The organism is Marinococcus sp. LNSP9103-4 (assembly GCF_056034345.1).
In genome coordinates, this window is the sequence record NZ_JBQLIA010000017.1 from 22,766 (window position 1) to 40,189 (window position 17,424).

Annotated in this window: 15 protein-coding genes; 1 reads left to right on the plus strand and 14 read right to left on the minus strand. The window is 45.2% G+C overall.

Annotated elements, in window-relative coordinates:
• Positions 1–16: 16 nt before the first annotated feature.
• Together ACTRXG_RS11685 and ACTRXG_RS11690 are read right to left on the minus strand one after the other, a co-directional pair.
• The gene (locus tag ACTRXG_RS11685; protein WP_474285063.1) at positions 17–634 is read right to left on the minus strand and encodes a hypothetical protein; all 618 of its coding nucleotides are present in this window, start codon (positions 632–634) and stop codon (positions 17–19) included.
• Positions 635–1,279: 645 nt separating this feature from the next.
• Positions 1,280–2,095 (minus strand): SGNH/GDSL hydrolase family protein, encoded by an 816-nt coding sequence (locus ACTRXG_RS11690; RefSeq protein ID WP_474285064.1) that lies wholly within the window; start codon positions 2,093–2,095, stop codon positions 1,280–1,282.
• 178 nt (positions 2,096–2,273) lie between these two features.
• Between ACTRXG_RS11690 and ACTRXG_RS11695 the strand changes: the two genes are divergently transcribed.
• Entirely contained in the window at positions 2,274–2,438 is a 165-nt protein-coding gene (locus ACTRXG_RS11695; protein WP_474263930.1) for a hypothetical protein, read from the plus strand.
• A gap of 852 nt (positions 2,439–3,290) precedes the next feature.
• Here ACTRXG_RS11695 and ACTRXG_RS11700 read toward each other — a convergent pair.
• The 12 genes from ACTRXG_RS11700 to ACTRXG_RS11755 all read right to left on the minus strand — a co-directional run bounded on the left by ACTRXG_RS11700 (position 3,291) and on the right by ACTRXG_RS11755 (position 17,416).
• Positions 3,291–4,004: a DUF3800 domain-containing protein gene (locus ACTRXG_RS11700; protein WP_474285065.1), complete on the minus strand. Its 714-nt coding sequence runs from the start codon at positions 4,002–4,004 to the stop codon at positions 3,291–3,293.
• Positions 4,005–4,136: 132 nt separating this feature from the next.
• A complete protein-coding gene (locus ACTRXG_RS11705) occupies positions 4,137–4,364 on the minus strand; it encodes a phage holin (protein WP_474285066.1) in 228 nt (75 codons plus the stop codon).
• 15 nt (positions 4,365–4,379) lie between these two features.
• Positions 4,380–5,441 (minus strand): N-acetylmuramoyl-L-alanine amidase, encoded by a 1,062-nt coding sequence (locus tag ACTRXG_RS11710; RefSeq protein ID WP_474285067.1) that lies wholly within the window; start codon positions 5,439–5,441, stop codon positions 4,380–4,382.
• 1 nt (position 5,442) lies between these two features.
• Entirely contained in the window at positions 5,443–5,847 is a 405-nt protein-coding gene (locus ACTRXG_RS11715; RefSeq protein ID WP_474285068.1) for a hypothetical protein, read from the minus strand.
• A 17-nt stretch (positions 5,848–5,864) separates the two neighbouring features.
• Positions 5,865–6,149, minus strand: coding sequence for a hypothetical protein (locus tag ACTRXG_RS11720; RefSeq protein WP_474285069.1), 285 nt, complete (start codon positions 6,147–6,149; stop codon positions 5,865–5,867).
• Between the two features lie 156 nt (positions 6,150–6,305).
• Positions 6,306–6,899: a hypothetical protein gene (locus ACTRXG_RS11725; protein ID WP_474285070.1), complete on the minus strand. Its 594-nt coding sequence runs from the start codon at positions 6,897–6,899 to the stop codon at positions 6,306–6,308.
• A gap of 252 nt (positions 6,900–7,151) precedes the next feature.
• A complete protein-coding gene (locus ACTRXG_RS11730) occupies positions 7,152–8,597 on the minus strand; it encodes an SGNH/GDSL hydrolase family protein (protein ID WP_474285071.1) in 1,446 nt (481 codons plus the stop codon).
• Entirely contained in the window at positions 8,598–8,873 is a 276-nt protein-coding gene (locus ACTRXG_RS11735) for a hypothetical protein (protein WP_474285072.1), read from the minus strand.
• Positions 8,874–8,888: 15 nt separating this feature from the next.
• Positions 8,889–10,790, minus strand: a complete 1,902-nt coding sequence (locus tag ACTRXG_RS11740) for a prophage endopeptidase tail family protein (RefSeq protein WP_474285073.1) — start codon at positions 10,788–10,790, stop codon at positions 8,889–8,891.
• Positions 10,791–10,806: 16 nt separating this feature from the next.
• On the minus strand, positions 10,807–11,679 hold the full coding sequence (locus ACTRXG_RS11745; protein ID WP_474285074.1) for a phage tail domain-containing protein: 873 nt from the start codon (positions 11,677–11,679) through the stop codon (positions 10,807–10,809).
• 15 nt (positions 11,680–11,694) lie between these two features.
• Positions 11,695–16,785, minus strand: coding sequence for a phage tail tape measure protein (locus tag ACTRXG_RS11750; protein WP_474285075.1), 5,091 nt, complete (start codon positions 16,783–16,785; stop codon positions 11,695–11,697).
• Positions 16,778–17,416: a Gp15 family bacteriophage protein gene (locus ACTRXG_RS11755; RefSeq protein WP_474285076.1), complete on the minus strand. Its 639-nt coding sequence runs from the start codon at positions 17,414–17,416 to the stop codon at positions 16,778–16,780. Before ACTRXG_RS11755 ends, ACTRXG_RS11750 begins: the two co-directional genes overlap by 8 nt.
• Positions 17,417–17,424: the final 8 nt, after the last annotated feature.

A 17,424-nucleotide genomic window follows, 5' to 3' on the forward strand; every position in this document is an offset into this window, starting at 1 on the left:
AGTATTCAGTGCCGGCTCACATTACGGGCCTGAACACCTTCACCCTTGTCTGAACCCTGGTATTAACCGCTGCAGGAAACGCTTCTGCAGCCCTCCGGATGAACCACCCGGCGGACTCCCGGACGTGGTCCGGAGTAATTGTTTTCTTATCGAGCTTTTCGTCCAGCTTTTTTCGGAACTCGGTGACCCCTTCTTTATCTTCACCAAAATACGCGTGATTGACTTCCGGCACCCGGCGGTCGAACGTATATGGGTTGAACTGCTGGTCTCCTTCATCCGTGCCGACATAGCAGAAAGCCACCTGCGGATTCCCAACTTCGTCAAACTGCATAATCGCAGCAGTCATATTTAAGCCAAGCTCCTTTTTCACGGCCAGACTTTCGTCGTATACCAGCTGCATTTTTTTATCAATTGGCTTTTCTTTATGTGATTCGAGAATCTTTACAAGCTGGGACCGGTGGGCGTCTGTTGCCACACCACTCACAGCCAGCAGCGCATTTCCGGCATCAAATACCTTCTGCGCCTTTTCATCCGCCGGCCCGCCCTCAAGGCTTGCCCCCTTTGAGTCCGTAGCAATCATCACAAAAGGATCCCCTTTGGGAGGTACGGCGCTTAGTAATAGTCCGGCAGTCATACTTTCACCTCTTCCAACATTCCTTGTGTCTATTGGTAATTACCCTCTGAGCGCACGGGCAAACGTCCCCCAGAAGCACTGTTATTTTTCATTTTTATAAGCCAATGTTGTTAATTTCCCGGAAAATCCATTTTAAATTTTTCGTAGCAAACCTTCCAAAATTCTTCAATACTCAGCATATCGGCGTTAAGTTGAGTACTTCTTTTGCCTGCTGAAGGAAAAATCGAGACAGTTACTATTTTCGGTTCACATTGATACAGGTACGAAATACGGCTCCAGCAGTTACAGGCCTGGCTGAAAACCAGTTCACGCGCAGTATAGCTCATAGAAAACTCCTTCCTGTTTCTTTTGGCTATGCTTTTCTTCTATTTGGGTGTATACCTTTATCTTACCTAATATCGAGAGGAAATGAGTTGTTTTTCCTCATTCTTCCTAAAACAGTACTTCTTTCACATGTTCTTTCGTTAACCTCCGGAAGCCAAACAGAGGAATTCGTGAAAAGCCCGGCAGCTTCCCTGCTGGTACTGAACTTTCCTCTTATAATCTACTAATTGCATTTGTAAACAGTTTCAGGGGAAGGCCTGCAAAAAAAGAACGCCCTGCCTTCGCAGCACGTTCTTTCTATAAAAGCACTTTATGGATCTTTTAATCGGATGCTTCTGCCTTCTGAACGGGGGTCTGCTCAAAATACGCATCCATATGCTTATACCAGAGCCGATAGCCTTCGCTGTTTGGGTGAATGCCGTCACCAATATACTGTTCCATTTGACGGCCGTTTTCTGCATTTTCGTGAAAGGGCACAGAGGCATCTATAAACAAGACTCCCTGATCGAGCTCAAATTCTTCTTTGAGCTGATCCGCAAACTCCTGATAGCCGCTATCCAGCTCCGGAGTCGTGCTTTCATAGGTGATTGCCGGGTTTGGGTTCATCACCAATACTACGGCATCCGGCGCTTTCGTTTTCGCTTCCCGGATCAACTGATGGATATTATCAATACTTTGAGCAGCCCGAATGCCCCGATAGAAATCATTCAGTATACCTGTCTCAATAATCACAAAATCCGCTTCTTCAGAAAGCTCAGCATCAATCATTTCCCGTTCAAGCATATCCTCCGAGGAATAGCCATCAACTCCATGATTGTTCAGCTCTACGTGCTCGCTGTCATCATTAATCTGCTGCAGTCTCTCCTCTAATAGGCCGGCCCATGATTCGCTGTAGCTGTCCGCTCCGGTCCCGGCAGCCACACTTGATCCAAACACTTCTACAGTAGACGTATGATATGTATTTAGGCGGTGCTGCAAAAATGAATAAACATTCATCTCTTCCAGTTCTGAAAGCTCCTCGTCCGGGGTTTTAATTCTCTCACTGTTTTCATTTACAGATTCTCTGTTTAAAGAAACGATTATCCATATACCTCCAGCTGCGGCTGCTGTAATCAGCAGTATAAATCTTTTTCTCATCTGTCCTAACTCCTTTTGCTATGTTCGATAGAGAATTGATCATAGCATAATATATTTCAGCAGCCTCCTACAAGGTCTAAAGAATCAGTTCTTCTCATTTATCAAATTTTTCTTACAATAGAAGTTATAACCCTCTGACGGACGGGAAAACCGTTATAAAAAGTGAGGTGAATAATTAATGTTAATGGTGAAATGCCCGGAATGTGGACACGAAAACACAGCTTCCATTCAAATGCCGCCCGAAACGTTAAGTACTGATTCCAACGTTTCCGGAAACGAACAGCCGTGTGAAAACTGCCATGCCTCGATTCCATTGTCCAACGAAAACCTCTACTATAAATAGGCAACCACTGTCAGCCTAAACACATACCGCCGAAACAAAGAACGACGCCGGGCCGAGGATAGTCCCTCAAACCGGCGTCGTTGGCGTGGTATGTATCTTGGAATGAATATATAATACCCCAACGCGTTTCAAACAGCAAGTTTTGTAACTAAAAAAAGTACATATACTTTTATAAGCCAATACAAAAACGACACCAGGATGAGAAGAAGCTCTCAAACCGGTGTCGTTGACGTAATATGTATGGTGGAGCCTAGCGGGATCGAACCGCTGACCTCTTGGCTGCCAGCCAATAAAAGCCGGTTTTTTCAGCTTTCGTGGCATATTTGATTGAATTGCAAACATGGCTCTCCGCTAGTAATCCAGTCGTTTTTCCCGATAGTGTATTTATCTATTTCGTTATGGCGTTTGCAATTATGTTTGCAATCTCCTGTACATACCAAAAAACAGCCCCAAGGGAGGGCTGCTTTCTGTAGACTTCTGACAGTGTGGAAAACAATAAGACAATGGTAGTTCCTCGAGGTAAGGAACTTCTTTAGTATAGCCAGAAGCTCTACGTTTGGAAAATGTCGTATTTGCTCGCCAGGAGGAAAATAGAAGATTCCTGGGTGTTTAGCGTAAGCTGATGATGTTTCTTGGTGTTCGGTATAACTTTAGGCATATTATATTATACGAAAAAACCGACCTCCTTAGAGATCGGTTTAATTACTATGTAAAAAATTCAAGGATCCCTTAACTTAGAGGCGGCTACCACACAGGCAGCTTATGAATCGTCTCACGCCTTCTAAAGAATTACAAGTGGATCCTATCACAATATTAACCCTTTACTTTTTAATAGTCAAGTTAATTATTACCTTAAGTTTGTTGATGTAATTCTTCAAATTTCACAACGCAATCACTTAAAGGAAATTTAAAGATACATTTTAATTGCTGTTGTAAAATCTTATAACTAGTTAAATGGTGTTCTTCAAATTCGTCGCCATAGCTTTGGCAGCGCATCATTTTATAAACAAAGTTAGAAAAAACATCCGCAACTTGTACTAAATCATTGTTGTGAGATTCCGTATAGTCAACTATTACTTTATTAGCTTTTTCTCTTACATATAATTCTGTAGTTAAATAGTGTTCTAAATCTTTTAAGTTGGGCAACTTTTTATTTCTATTATCTATTATAATGTCCAACAAATCCACCGGTGTATCAATCTTATGTGATAAATAAAGTTTTATTAAATAATTAAAAGCGATATGGGGGTCCTGCTTAAGCCTCTCCGTAATGTTGTGATTATCGACTATTATAGTATCAAAAACTATATCCGTTTTAGATACTAATCGCTGAAAAATAAACTCTCGAAAGTCAGCTGGCATTTCACTTCCTTTTATTTCATCTGTAACTGCTAGGCCTTGGACAGGGTTATTCTTTAGATAATCAACTTTAGCTTTTCGAAATTCTTTAGCAACTTTTTTGGGAGTTTTTGTCTCAATTGAACCAATAATAAAATAACGTAATTTCGGTAATTTATTTCTAGTTATAGAGCCAGATTCATCCATATATAATTTTAATGATGGCATGTATATTCTCCTTGTATATGTAGTACATTAATACTATGTTACCATCATTTTCATAAATTGAATACTTTGAATTATGTACCCACCCGGGCTTTGCCGAACCCGGGCTTCGATAAGAATGATGCACACGTTCGTTTACTTCAGTCCGTTTTCCTGTAGAACCGCTTTCTGCTTCTTGCCTTTGTCCGAGACGTAGTTGTTCTTCCAAGCCGCATAGACCACAAAGAGAGCCCCTGCGGCGTTTGCAATGCTATCTGCGAGTTCCTGTGGTATCTCAATGCCGAATGGCTCCAGAATGAGTTTACCGGCGGCAAGAATGGCTAATACGAGTCTTGTCACACTCGCTTTGTCGAGATTCTTCATTATACTGTCACCTCCTTATTTGACTCTCACGTAATGCTCATGCCCCGTGATGAATAACCCGGACTTGAGTTCGTACATGCTCGTGCCATCCACCTCAAGCTCATCGACAATCGTAAAGGCTTCGCCCTGCTGGACTTGCCCGACCACATCATCTGGCTCCCAGTTCCCTTTGTCGCGAACATTTAATGGATCATCGTATGTCACGATCACCATTTTACCTACCGGCTTGGCTTCTTTTTCGAGTTTTGCTGTCGTAGAAGGACCTGGCACGCCGTAGTAATCACCGGCCGGAGAAGAAATGTCGTGATCTTCCTGGAATTGACGCACCGCATCGAGCGACTTCTGTCCGTAGATGCCGTCTACCGGTCCAGGATTAATGCCGACTTCCTGCAGCAGCTGCTGGACGTCTTCGATAGCTTTGCCTTTCTTCCTCCACCATTCGGGATGCAGGTTCGCAAATCCCTGCTTTTTCGAGGTCGAAACGCCTTTCACATTGCTGCCTTTGTATTTGATACCTGCGTACTCGCAGACCGTTTTCGCTGCAGCGATTCCGCATTGCTTCCGGAATTCTTCTGACTTAAGCCTCTTCAAGTCTTGCGGATTCGTCATAAAACCATGCTCCATGAGTACCGCTGGCATTTTGGTTTCCCGTACCATGTGGAAGTTGGTCCAGCTGCCGCGCTTCGACTGTTGATTGCCTCTATGACGAGTACCTGTCTCATTCTTAAGGTTCTTGGCCCATATATCTGCGAGCTTTTTCCCTTCTTTGGACGTGTGCCAGTAGAAGCCCCAGAAGCCACTAGCTTTTTCGTTTCCGTTTGCATCCGCATGGAAGGACATTACAATGTCGCAATCTTCCGCATTGTAGATATCTGTCCGTCTTCGGAGCGACACATTATTCGCGTCAAATGGCTGAGCTTTCACTACTTCGACGCCATGATCTTCAAGAATTTCCTGAGCTACTTTAACGACTGCCTGGTTAAAATCAAACTCTTCCATGCCTGGCACGCCTTTACCACCTGTTTTTTTGTACGTGTCTCTTCCGTGGCCAATGTCTTTTCCTACTCTAATGCCCATATTAATGTTCCCCCTTGGTTTTTTGCTCCTGTATTTTGTCCCAACGCACCAAGTCGGTGTCTCGTACAAACGACCAGGCGACAAAGCTAAAGATGGCCAGGCTTAAGGTCACACCGGACATCAGGTTGGGAAATTCAAACGTATTGATAAAAAACAAACACGCAAAAAAGACGCCGCTTATGCTTAAGCCGACGTACCGAAAAATGCGTATATTTGCGATCAAGCCAATCGATTGAAAAATAACCGCCAGAAAGCACATAAGCCCCCAGGCGCCCTGGGGCATAATGCCCGCCATCAGCCGGTAAAACTCCGACCGCGGGGTGAAAATATCAAACGCCACCAACGTCACTGCTTCCAACCACATCACCACTAACACAAACGTTTCAAATAAGGGGAGATTCCTCACATGATATCCCCTCCCTTCTAAAAGATGCCCCATACAAAGGCCCCGATCCGCCCGCAGGCCGCCAGCACCGTGGTGACTAACACGCTGACCACGACTTTATTCAAGACCCCTTTCCACCAGTTCTCCCGGCTTTTCCACCGTTCGACTTCCCCCTCGACGGCCTCCGTCCGAACAAGCAGCCCCGTGTCTTTGTTGTGAATCAAATCTTCAAGCTTTTCCAAGCGCTGGCCGTGCTTCTCCATGCGTTGTTCTGTTAAATACTGCCTGGCCTCCGGCGGCAGCTCCTCCTTTTTTTGGCTCAATCCTGCCACCCCCTAGTCGTTGCACATCGATGTGCTCGCCTCCTTTCGTGGAATAATCAACACCGTGTCCCCAAAAGTCATTTTATCCAGTTATTGTAAACGTAATGAAGGCATAAAAAAGACGCCCCTTTGGGCGCCCCTGGATTATAAGTTGTATTACTCTTGTGCTGAATACAAATAATCTTTAAATTGTTTCTTTAAATCTCCTTTTAGCTCCTCAGCTTGCTCTTTATAAGTGCTTAATAACTCTTGACGTCTATCTTCTCCAATATATTGAACTTTTCTTTCCACAATTTCAGGCATCATATACATCCCAAAAAAACTTTTGAGGCTTTCATTCAATTCTTTTAATTTATTTTCCATTTCATCATCTAATAAAATATAGGCACGAAACGATACTCTTTCTAATTGATCAAGGGTTTCGGACGCCTTTTGTATGCTTCTTATGGTGTGTCCATCTTCAAGCTTTGCCTCCGCTTTATCAGTAAGCAAAAAATCCAAACGCCGCCCTAGCAGCCCAATCATTTCATAAAGCTCTACCATAGTTCCTAACCGTTTCTCATATAACTTAGTGTACCGGTAATGTTTTTCTTGATGTTCTGCTTTTACCTCTTCTAAATTTTTCTGGAGCGCAGAATTATCTTCCCTTGTACGTTTGTTCGATCTCAGGGTAAACACTAAAATAATAATATTACTAATAGATACGACGACGCTTGCCCAAAAGGCAGGAGAGGTAACGATATCGCTCATGTCTTGTTTCTCTTTCTTGATGATGGGTATGTCACTGTAAATATTGAATTCATTTTGATTCCCCCTCGTATAAATAACCATTTAAATTATACAAGCAGGCCCTACAAACTAATACCGCCTTGAAATGAAAAGTTGTACGTTTTCACTCACTTTTCCTAATAAATGTGCCTTTTTATATCAACCTTTTATTTTCATCTCCGTATACTCGTCTTCTTTTATAGAGATTTCTTTCATATTTTAAATAGTCTTTAGTTATTTCAGCTGGGTCAAAAAACCGAGTAACCGTTCAGCCATTTTCTTCTGCCCGGCCCCATTCGGATGAGTGTAATACTTGTTACCGTCCCCGTCATCTTGTTCTTGATAATGTTCTGTCGCTAGTTCATCATCGAATGGGAACAATCCGCTTTCGGCATACATATCTAATACTGGGATACTATAATACATACATACTTCTTTGATAATCTCTCCATATTCCTTTAGGGTTTTTCCATTTCCATTTGTGGCTTCCGGAGTATCATGAGAATCCTGCCTGCGCTTGATAGGCGTAAGAAACAAAATCGTTTCGTTCTTATACTTCTTTTTCAGCCCTAAACATAGATTGTGTAAAGCGCCGTAAAAGGTCTGGTCATTTCTGTCTTCCATGTCTCCTAGAGGGGTCGCTGTGTAATGCCAGTCATTAGTACCGGCAGCAATGATGATCAGATCTCCATCATCAGCCATGTCCTGGTACCTGGATACAATAGGATTTCGATAGTCTGGATCATCTTCTCGAACGGCAATAATTGATCCACTAATGGCATAATTATCTTCTGCAGCCCCTAAAGCATCCACTACATAAGCAGGATAGCGAAACGAAAGGTTGCTGTTATAATTGGGATCGGTGATGCTGTCGCCGTTAAAGATAATCTTTTTGTCCCTCCAAGCATTCGACTGAATGGAGGATATATCCGCTTGATCTACAAAGTTTTTCACCATTGCCTGCGAAACAACTAACTCATAACTATCTCCATACACCCCCAGAATCATTTCAGTAGCGCCTTCCGGCACAATTGCTTCTACGTCTTCATATGTTTCAATTTCGCCGCCCTCTAAATCATAAGCTTTAATCCACATATCTTCATTGACGAAAATAATACCGGTTTGGTTCGAACTAGAACCAATCCGAGTCGAGATACTGTAAATTTCTCCTTGGGACACCGGAATGATTACTGAATGGTAATCTGGATATTCGTTGCTTTCAGCATATCCATCTATTCGTCGGTAGTGAACGTCTTCAATTAATTCATAGGAAATATGTTCCCATTTCAAGATGCTCTCTTGAATCGCTTTTGTTAGTTTGCCAGGCGTAACAGACTCGTCTTTGGGAATAGAAAACAAGTCAAAACGTGCACTCTCCCCGCCCTCAATCGCTGCAATCATTTCCTCGTTCAAATCTTCTAAACCAATCGCTTTCGCTCTTAGTCTTACAGCATTCCTATCAGCTTTGGTATTCATAGTATGATCGTTCGCATTTAATCGGTCGCCTAATCTATCATATTCTTTCCTAGCGTCAATCATTTCTTCAATCGAACTGCCTTCCACGATCTCCCGGCTGATGCGTTGCTGGGCGGCTTCGATTTCATTTTTTAGTAGTTTTGTTCGCTCGATAAGGTTTTTGCGTAAACCTGCAAGGCCTAAAGGTATATCCGGTAAATTCATCTATTCCGCCTCCTTTGTCCCGTCGTCCGTGGTGGTTGATGTTTTGTCGATGTCTTCCACCTCTCCATCCTTCACTGCCAATGCCCTTACTTCGAGTGGGACCAACTGCCGCGTCTCGAGATCCACCTTGTAGTCCTCCGGGTGCTCGAGCTTATCCGCGTCGTTGTCTTTATCCAAAAAGAAAAAGAAATCGAATTGGCGGTCCGGCACGACGTACTGGCCGACCAATACTTCTCGGAGTTCTCCTTCATCGTTAGTATTGCAATAAAACAGCATGGTCTTCCTCCTTTGTTATTGTTCTAGGTAACGACCAGTCACACGCCCCCACGCCCTCGTACCGGACTGCCCCGCTCGAAGCCGCAAGTAGACATAACTTTTACTACCATCTGGGACCCCAAGATCTATAGTGACGATATGAAGCCGCGGATCATCCTCGCTCCCTTCATAAACACCGTTGTCCGTATTCGTGGTCGATACATGAGCCAATGTTTCAGCTGTGCCATTCGCTGGGACACCGCGTTGCACATATGCGTGACAAGGACTGTTTTCATCAGAGGTATATAGAAATAGCGTCAACACTAAATAACGAGCTACATGCTTGAACGTATAGTATTGAGCTGTTTGGGGTTCACTAGAGGTACTTGTATGCCAGTAGCCGTCCGTACTGTTGTCGTAATAAACGTTTGGTCCGGTTAACGGCGGATCAGCACCTTGGACATCAAAATTAAAAGTGAACATACCGTTCCAGATCGGAGCATATCCGTCTTCGCGGACCATCCGTAATCCTTTGCCTTTGAATTCTTGTAAGCCTGGTTCCAAGATACTGTAGTTATTTTCTGGATTATCATTATCTCGTAACGTAATCCGATCTCCTTCGATAAACATATTGCCGGAAGGACCTTCGATTTTGATATTGCTTGTATGAATGGTGCCGGCATACAGCAGATCAGCAACCATCCCTTTACCAGTAAAGCCATATCGATATTCTTGGCCTCCGTCTTCACTTAAGCCGATACCTCGAGATTCTAACCGGATCATTAGATTAGGATCATTTGGATCCCGTAAGATCAATCCGCCGCTTTCCGGATACTCGATCTCCGACTTGGAATTATTAATGTCCTTCGATATCGTTTGCACCATGTAGTTGAGTGCTTCAAATGGCAGCGGCCGCCGTCCTTCAATGGCGTCCATCGTGGCACGTACGGCTTCGCCCATGCGTTGCTGCTGTGTCTTGCTTCCCGAGAAGCTGGAGAAACTGACATCAGAGTCCACCATTTCTTCCCGTTCGTTTAACCATTCCACGACTTCGACAATACGAGCTTTCAATGCAATGCCCAACCGTCTTTCGTACAGCAAAGCTTCATCACCGGGTTCCGGCTGCGCTTCCGTGTAGCCGTTCGCGACCATATCCACATACTTGATGGTCATGGCGATATCTAAACTATCATCCACCCGCTTTTTTACTTTGGCATCTAAAGAACTCTGCACCGTAAACCGTTCATCATGCACAGCTTCGGCTTCAATGCGCCCGAACTCTTCGCCGTAGATTTCTGCTAATGGTGACGTGTACGATGAATACAGCCCGTCTTTCCCAAAGCCTTCGCCATGCGTGGCAAAGTCCACGGCATCAATTTCCTGATCGGTACTCTGAATGTTAAACGGGTGCCGGTACTGAAAGTCCAGGTCTCGACCTATTCGCTCTCGAAAGGTAATAACGGTGCCGTCGATTTCAAACTCTGCGCCATAACGTTCAACGGCTTTCAAAAAACAGTTTAACTTTCGATCTTTGCCAAAATTCTCAAACGACTGCGCTTCAAAGAAACCAATAATATTAAAGGTATAGCCGGAGTCTTTTAAGATGAACTCCATGATATCGTTGAAGGTTCGGGAACCGCTAAAGGATTCGGTGACATTGAGCTTTCGTAAATCAACGAACGGCCGCCAGGTGGCGCCTATCTTAATGACAAAGCTGTCGCCTTCCGTCCGCCGGTCCAGCAGCGTAATCACAAACTCTTTGCCTTTCACGATGATGCGCCAGTAGTGAGCCACGTTCTTGAAGTAATGTTCGTTGGCACTGGTGAGATGAAGATCGAGGGAAATTTGCTTGGTGCTGTTTTTGGTGCGACTGTATTTGATGGTATCGAAACCCACCAATCGTTCAGCGTTTCCTTGTAAGTCGTAAATCATCGCCATAAGATTCCCTCCCTTCCTATCTCAAGTACCAACGAAAGTCCGAGCTGAATGAGCTACCTGCAGCTGCGCCCACGACCTCAATGTCATTCATGCCAGGTGCCAGTCGGAGCAAATCCCCGCTTGTGTCTCTGGTCGCCGGCGTATCATTTCGGCGCACGCGTATGCCTTCAATGGCTAACGTGTCATCGCTATTCAGATCAATGTTGCTTTCAAACTCCGTGCCATTCGTTCGGTTGTACATCTTCAATTTGCTTACGGGTCCTTGAATATGCCAATCAAGCATCATGCCATAATCGGCATCCACTTCTTCGTTGCCTCCGTTGTAAATCTTCATGGTGCTCGGATTGGTGTAGTCATAAATATAAGGGCCGCCGAATATTTCGGCCTGCCCTATCGTCCAAATGCTATCTTGTTCCGGTTCGCCGGTGTCTCCGATGACCATTGGCGTTTGAGTGGTCGCCACGCTTTCCCCGAAAGGAAGCTCCCATGTGGTCATTGTTACGGAGACATCGCCATATTGCGTGTTTTTCACGCGCTGAATGTCTAAGTTACTGGTGTACACCTTGTACCGAACGCCGAACATGATTTCATTGCCGACCGGCTCCCAGAGATAGAACGGCTCGGCAGGGTTTAACCATCGACTAATCAAATCCCGCACAAACGACCAGTCTTTCGTGTCGTAAGCCGTAAAGCGAAACTTCCAATCAATCTCCCGGACGCCGTGCCGGATACCTTTAGGAATCTGACCAGGGCGACTATCGTTGTTTTGAGCGACGATTTCTTTTTTGATCGGTTTGATATCGAATGCGCTGTTTCGAATACCGATCTCTTGTTTCATTTGTTCCAGTGTTAACCGGGAACCATCTAAATATTCAATGAGACGTCCCACCTGTTCACCTCCCTCTTAGTACCGACTGCCGAGCGCGTCGTCCATGCGCTGATCGAAGTTGTCTCTGCGGCGCATCGAGGTGTGCACCTTATCGCCGTCAAAGCTGTTATAAACAGCGACATTCATTTTGTCGCCCAACTCCTCAATCGCCCGCATCATTTTTTCGTTGTTCTGCGACTGCTTGCTGTTGGAATGCACCACTTGATGCGTCTGCGTTTGCAGGGATCGCATCTCCGGCATGCTCGGTGTCATCCACTGGGCTAATTCATCCGCCTTTTTCAACACGTTGCCTTTTTCATCATCCAGGCCTTTCGTTAAACCTTCCCCGGTAAAGGAACCAATCTCCATGAATACGCGAGACGGCGATTTGATTTTCAGAGCTCGTTTGGCTGCGTTGACAGCGCCTTTCGCCATCGAACGTGCAGCTCCTACCGCACTGCCGGCGGCGTTTCTTATACCGGAAGCAAGCCCACTGACCACGTTCGCGCCTGCGCTTCGCATGTTGCCAATAAAGCTGGTCACGGTGGAGACCATGTTGCCCATCATCGTGCGGACATTGGAGACCGCATTGCTCATGCCTCTGCTGACGGCAGAAACCACGTTCGAAAACGTCGATTGCATGCCGCTGACGACATTGCTTCCGGCTCGGGCAGCTGTGGAAACTACATTGGAGAACCCGCTGCTCACCGAGGATAGGACTGTCGACATACTGCTGGTCACGGTGGAAACCGCACTGCTAAAGCTCGAGCCGATCGAACTGACCACGTTGGACATGGACGACCCTACCGTCGATACGACCGAGGAAAAGCCACTCGCAATCGAACTACCCACACTCGACATCGAACTGGCGACACTCGAAACGACAGAAGAAAAGCCGCTAGCGACAGCGCTATCGACGGATGAAATTGCGCTTCCCACGGTCGATGTGACCGAAGAAAAGCCGCTTGATATGGCACTGGCCACGCTCGACATCGCCGAGCCGACCGATGAGGTGACGCTGCTAAATCCACTCGCAATCGAGGAACCGATACTGCCCATGGCACTCGAAACCGCGCTGGTCGCACTGGAAAATCCGTTGGATATTGCGGAGCCAAGCCCGGACATCGCCGAGCCTGTAGCAGAAACCATGCTGCTAAATCCGGACGATACCGACGCCGTCATTGAATTGAGCGCCGTCATCGCTGAGGTGGACGCTGCGGTAAAGGCGCCGCTGACATTCCCGCTCAAACCACCAAGGGCTGAGCCAACCGATGCCGGCAGGCCTCCCATAACCGAAAGAACACTTTCACCCAGCGCGTTGGACGAAGATTCCGCCCCACCTTTGGAGTTTTCGAGCCCTTGTTCCAATCCGGCGCCGGAGTCTTCCCCGACGCTGATCATTTCCCTCGCCGGGGAGGCAATGCCCAGGAAGCTTTTGATGCTGTCCAGCATGCCTTCGCCTAATTCTTTCGCCGCGTCCCAGGCATCTTGCGCTTTCTCCTTGATGCCATCGACCAAGCCCTGCACGAAATCGGCCGCGATTTCATCGACCTGGGCCCATTCTTCCTTCATGCCGTTGATGAGTTCCCCGAGCATTTCAATGCCCGTTTCAAAAAGCATGACGACTAATTCAAGAAGGCCTTCGACCAACGCATCTATAATCTCGTTCGCTGCGTCGTAGAGTTGAGGCAGAGCCTCGATGATGCCCTCGACCAACGCGACGATAATTTCAATTGCTGCCTCAATAATGACCGGGAGCAATTCGATGATCGCCTCGACTAAGGTGGTAATGATCTGAAGCGCTGCATCGATTAATTCAGGGAGCATATCCACAATGCCAGTTACGAGCGCCAAAATTATTTCTATGGCTGCTTCGATGAGAAGAGGTAGCAAATCAATAATCGCTTGGACCAACGTATCTATAATCTGAATTGCCGCCTCGATTAATTGAGGTAGAGCTTCAATAATTCCCTCAACCAATTTAACGATTAATAACAGGGCAGCACCGATCAATAACGGTAAAAACTCAATAATCCCATCGACTACTGCCGTTATAATGTCTAGGCCAGCGCTTATTAATTGCGGTAGTTGCTGAATAATCCCCTCAAGCAACGCGGTTACAATTTGCAGAGCTGCTTCGATTAGTACAGGTAAAACAGCTATAATTCCTTCAATCAAAGCTTCTAAGATTTGAATGCCAGCGTTCAATAGCTCCGGGAGCGCCGAAATGATAGCATCAAGCAATGTGGTTACTATCTGGATAGCCGCTTCGATAATTGCTGGAAGCGCGGTCGTTATCGCGGACACTAAAGCATTGATAATCTGGACTCCAGCCTCCACCAATGAAGGTAAAGCAGTAATGATTGCTTCTAAGAGACTGGTAATAATCTGAATGCCAGCATCGATGAGCATCGGCAGAACAGTTACAATGCTTTCGATAAGTGTAGTAACAATTTGCAGCCCAGCCGATAGTAATACCGGCAAAGCTTGAGCAATAGCTTCCACTAGCGTATGAATAGCTTGGGTTCCCGCCTCAATAATCTGTGGAAGTGCTTCAGTTAAGCCTTCAATAATTGACTTCAGCATGTTTATGCCTGTTTCAATCAGCGAAGGTGCTTGCTCCTCTACACTATCTTTCATCTTATTTGAGGTTTTCGTCCCAGCTTCCGCTACGTTTTCTTGTTCTTGCTCTGTACCTAATAGAAGATTCGTAATCATATCCACGCCAGCTTCAATAAGCTGTGGATATGTCTCTGCCATCGTTTCAATATACGTGGTGATAGCTTGAGTTGCAGCTTCAACAATGCTCGGTAACTTTTCCGATAAACCTTGTACAAAGTTTTCAATCGAAGCGGCTCCGGTTTCTATTAACTCCGGCAACCGTTCAGCAAGCGATTCAATAAAATCTGTCATTGCTGTAGTACCTGTTTCAATCCAAAGCGGAAGATTCTCAGCGAATCCTTGAATCAAATTCGTTAATATTTCAGCACCTTTAGTGATAGCTTCTGTAGCCATCTCAGCTAAACCAGTAATAAATTCTCCGACCATCGTAGCGGCGTTTTCAATAACCTCGGAAAACTCCATTTCTCCTTTAAAGAAAGCAATGGTGTCGGAGACGATATTTGTTTGTGTCACCAGCATCACTAAGAAGCTGATTAAAGAACCAATCGCCGGGTTTACACCGATCAGTACAGCTGCAAGCCCTGCTAATGTTCCGGAGAAATTACTTAAAAACTCCCAGGCAGTTGAAAGGTGTTCTCCAATATTCTTAAAGAAGTCAATTACTGGAGAAACAATAACCTCATTTAGCAATCCCGGAATTGGTGAAACAGCCTCTACGAAGCTTTGAAACATTTCTTGAGCTCTTTGTACGGCGCCAGTTACACGCTCACCGATCAGCACAGCCCACTCAGATAATGTTGCTTTCGTTTGAGATATGGCACTACTGACGCGCTCGACAATCGTGTTAAAGGTTTCTATGACATTATCTCGGAAATTCGCTAGTGCTTCTCCGATTTGAATAACCGCATCTCGCCATGATTCAGGCAACGCCATCAGCCAATCGTTCATATAATCGCCTTCAGCAATAACGAAAGCGAAATATTTAGCTAAAGAGGCTATATTTTTCCCGAAATTAACAATGGCATCGATCGTATTGTCTACCGCATCTCTAAACCAATCCACTCTTTGATACGCCTGATACACCACAGTAATTAATCCCGCTACAGCAGCAATCGTTAATCCTATCGGGCCTGTTAAAGCAGCAAAAACGCGCACTAAAATTTGTAGTGCGCCCCTTAAAACAGCCGCTGATTTACTGGTTGAGGCAAACCATGTCATTATAGTTCCAATGCTTTGTATTACCATCCCGATAACTATAGTGACTCCAGAAAAAGCAAGACCTAAAGCGCTGAGAGCTGTACCCACTAATAATGAATTACCTATTAACTGTTTTGTTCCATCTGACAAACCCGAAAATTTCTCAGCAACTTTTTCAGCTAAATCTGCTAACTTTGTAAAAGTAGGAGCCATGCCACTGCCAATGTCTTTAGCAAAGACCATAAAATTAGCCGTTAGCCTCTTTAAAGCTTGCCCAAGCGTTTCTTCAAATTCCTCATAAGCTGCTTTCGTAGCTCCAGCAGAATCGGCCATCGCGTCCAGGTTATCTTCAAATATAGACATTCCACTACCTGTTAATGATAGTGCAGCATTACCTGCTTCTACACTGCCAAACAAATCAGATATTGAAACATTATTATCGTCAGCGTGATCACTCATTAATTGGAGGGCTTCTGCTACAGTGCCACCTTCTGATATAAAATCCGGAAATGATTTACCTGCAATCTCTGAAAAAGTATCTGCGGCTTCTCCGCCGTCTTTGCTTAATTCGATCAATAATTGTCGCAGTTGCGTAGTTGATTGGGCTGTTGGTACGCCTTGCGCGGTCATTGTTGCCATGGCTGCGCCAATTTGCTCAATCTCTACTCCCGTTGAAGCTGCTTGAGGGATGACATTATAGAGAGAACTGCCAAGCTCGTCGAACGTTGTCTTACCATTTTTCACTGTAGTAAATAACACATCAGAAACGCCTTCAGCTTCACTCGCATCCATACCATAAGCATTTAAAATAGTACTCAGCGTATCTACAGCTACCTCAGTTTCTGTCGCACCAGCAATGGCTGACTCACTAGCGACTTCCATAAACTCAAAAACATTATCGCTAGGTACGCCGGCAGAAAGAGCTTGATAAACAGCAGGTATTACATCGTTGGGCAGTTCTCCGTATTTTCTGCTTATTTGATCGACATCTGCCATTAGCTGATCTCTTTGTTTACCTGAAGCGTCAGGAACTAAGGTAAATACTTCTGCCATGCCCGTTTCGTAATCCGAAAAAGCTTTTAACGCGCCCCCGACTGCACCCCCAGTAAGAGCAAAAGCAGCAGCGCTAGCTTTGCCTACTTTCTGGCCGGTTTGAATCATGTTTGATCCAACTTTTTCGAATTTCCTGCCCATACCATCTAATGATTCATTACTTACTTTCGAGATGCTTTGCTCAAGTTGACTTAAACCCTTCTTGGCACCGGATGGGTCTAACGAAGTATCAATGACAATTTTTCCATCAGCCACGGCGGTTCACCTTCTTTTTCCGCTTGTTCGCGTTGGTGAGGGTGTCCGCTATAGCGTCCATCTTGTCATCGGCCGTATGAATCGATTTCTCTTCATTCAGCGCGTATTCTTTCTTAAGCGCACGAATGCGGTCAATCTCTTCTTTGTTGTGTTTGTTCGGCCGAGGTATCTTTTGCGTCCGTATGTTGATCACTTGCTTGAACTTGGTTTTATCCGACAAGCCGTTGAGCAAGGCTAAGAATTTCTCCCAGTGCATGACGCCCTGCATTTCAAACAAATCAATGTTGTAATCCTGTAAAAAAGACGCGTAGATATACTCCGCGTCCTGGTCCATATCATATACTTTCTTTTGGGGAGGAGCGTTTGCTTGCTTGGGTTGGAAGTATTCATGGAAGATATGAAGGATCACTTCTTCTTGCTGTTCCAGTGTGACCTTCTCTTCTTCGTCGTAATTGACGATGAACATATCCCAAAGCGTACATACCTTCGTCACCATATCCATGTAGGTATCCTCAAACAATTCAAACGCCCGCAGAACCGAATCAAAAGCCATATTAATGTGTGCAGTAAATATATCTCCATCAGGCATTTCAAGCTCTACGAATTCTTGAAGGTCGTCTGTTAGTTTCATTGGATTCA

What these genes read in the sequence shown, in the direction of transcription:
- ACTRXG_RS11685 (WP_474285063.1), bottom strand. Translation starts at nt 634, where the DNA reads ATGACTGCCGGACTATTACTAAGCGCCGTACCTCCCAAAGGGGATCCT.
- ACTRXG_RS11690 (WP_474285064.1), bottom strand. Translation starts at nt 2,095, where the DNA reads ATGAGAAAAAGATTTATACTGCTGATTACAGCAGCCGCAGCTGGAGGT.
- ACTRXG_RS11695 (WP_474263930.1), top strand. Translation starts at nt 2,274, where the DNA reads ATGTTAATGGTGAAATGCCCGGAATGTGGACACGAAAACACAGCTTCC.
- ACTRXG_RS11700 (WP_474285065.1), bottom strand. Translation starts at nt 4,004, where the DNA reads ATGCCATCATTAAAATTATATATGGATGAATCTGGCTCTATAACTAGA.
- ACTRXG_RS11705 (WP_474285066.1), bottom strand. Translation starts at nt 4,364, where the DNA reads ATGAAGAATCTCGACAAAGCGAGTGTGACAAGACTCGTATTAGCCATT.
- ACTRXG_RS11710 (WP_474285067.1), bottom strand. Translation starts at nt 5,441, where the DNA reads ATGGGCATTAGAGTAGGAAAAGACATTGGCCACGGAAGAGACACGTAC.
- ACTRXG_RS11725 (WP_474285070.1), bottom strand. Translation starts at nt 6,899, where the DNA reads ATGAGCGATATCGTTACCTCTCCTGCCTTTTGGGCAAGCGTCGTCGTA.
- ACTRXG_RS11730 (WP_474285071.1), bottom strand. Translation starts at nt 8,597, where the DNA reads ATGAATTTACCGGATATACCTTTAGGCCTTGCAGGTTTACGCAAAAAC.
- ACTRXG_RS11735 (WP_474285072.1), bottom strand. Translation starts at nt 8,873, where the DNA reads ATGCTGTTTTATTGCAATACTAACGATGAAGGAGAACTCCGAGAAGTA.
- ACTRXG_RS11740 (WP_474285073.1), bottom strand. Translation starts at nt 10,790, where the DNA reads ATGGCGATGATTTACGACTTACAAGGAAACGCTGAACGATTGGTGGGT.
- ACTRXG_RS11755 (WP_474285076.1), bottom strand. Translation starts at nt 17,416, where the DNA reads ATGAAACTAACAGACGACCTTCAAGAATTCGTAGAGCTTGAAATGCCT.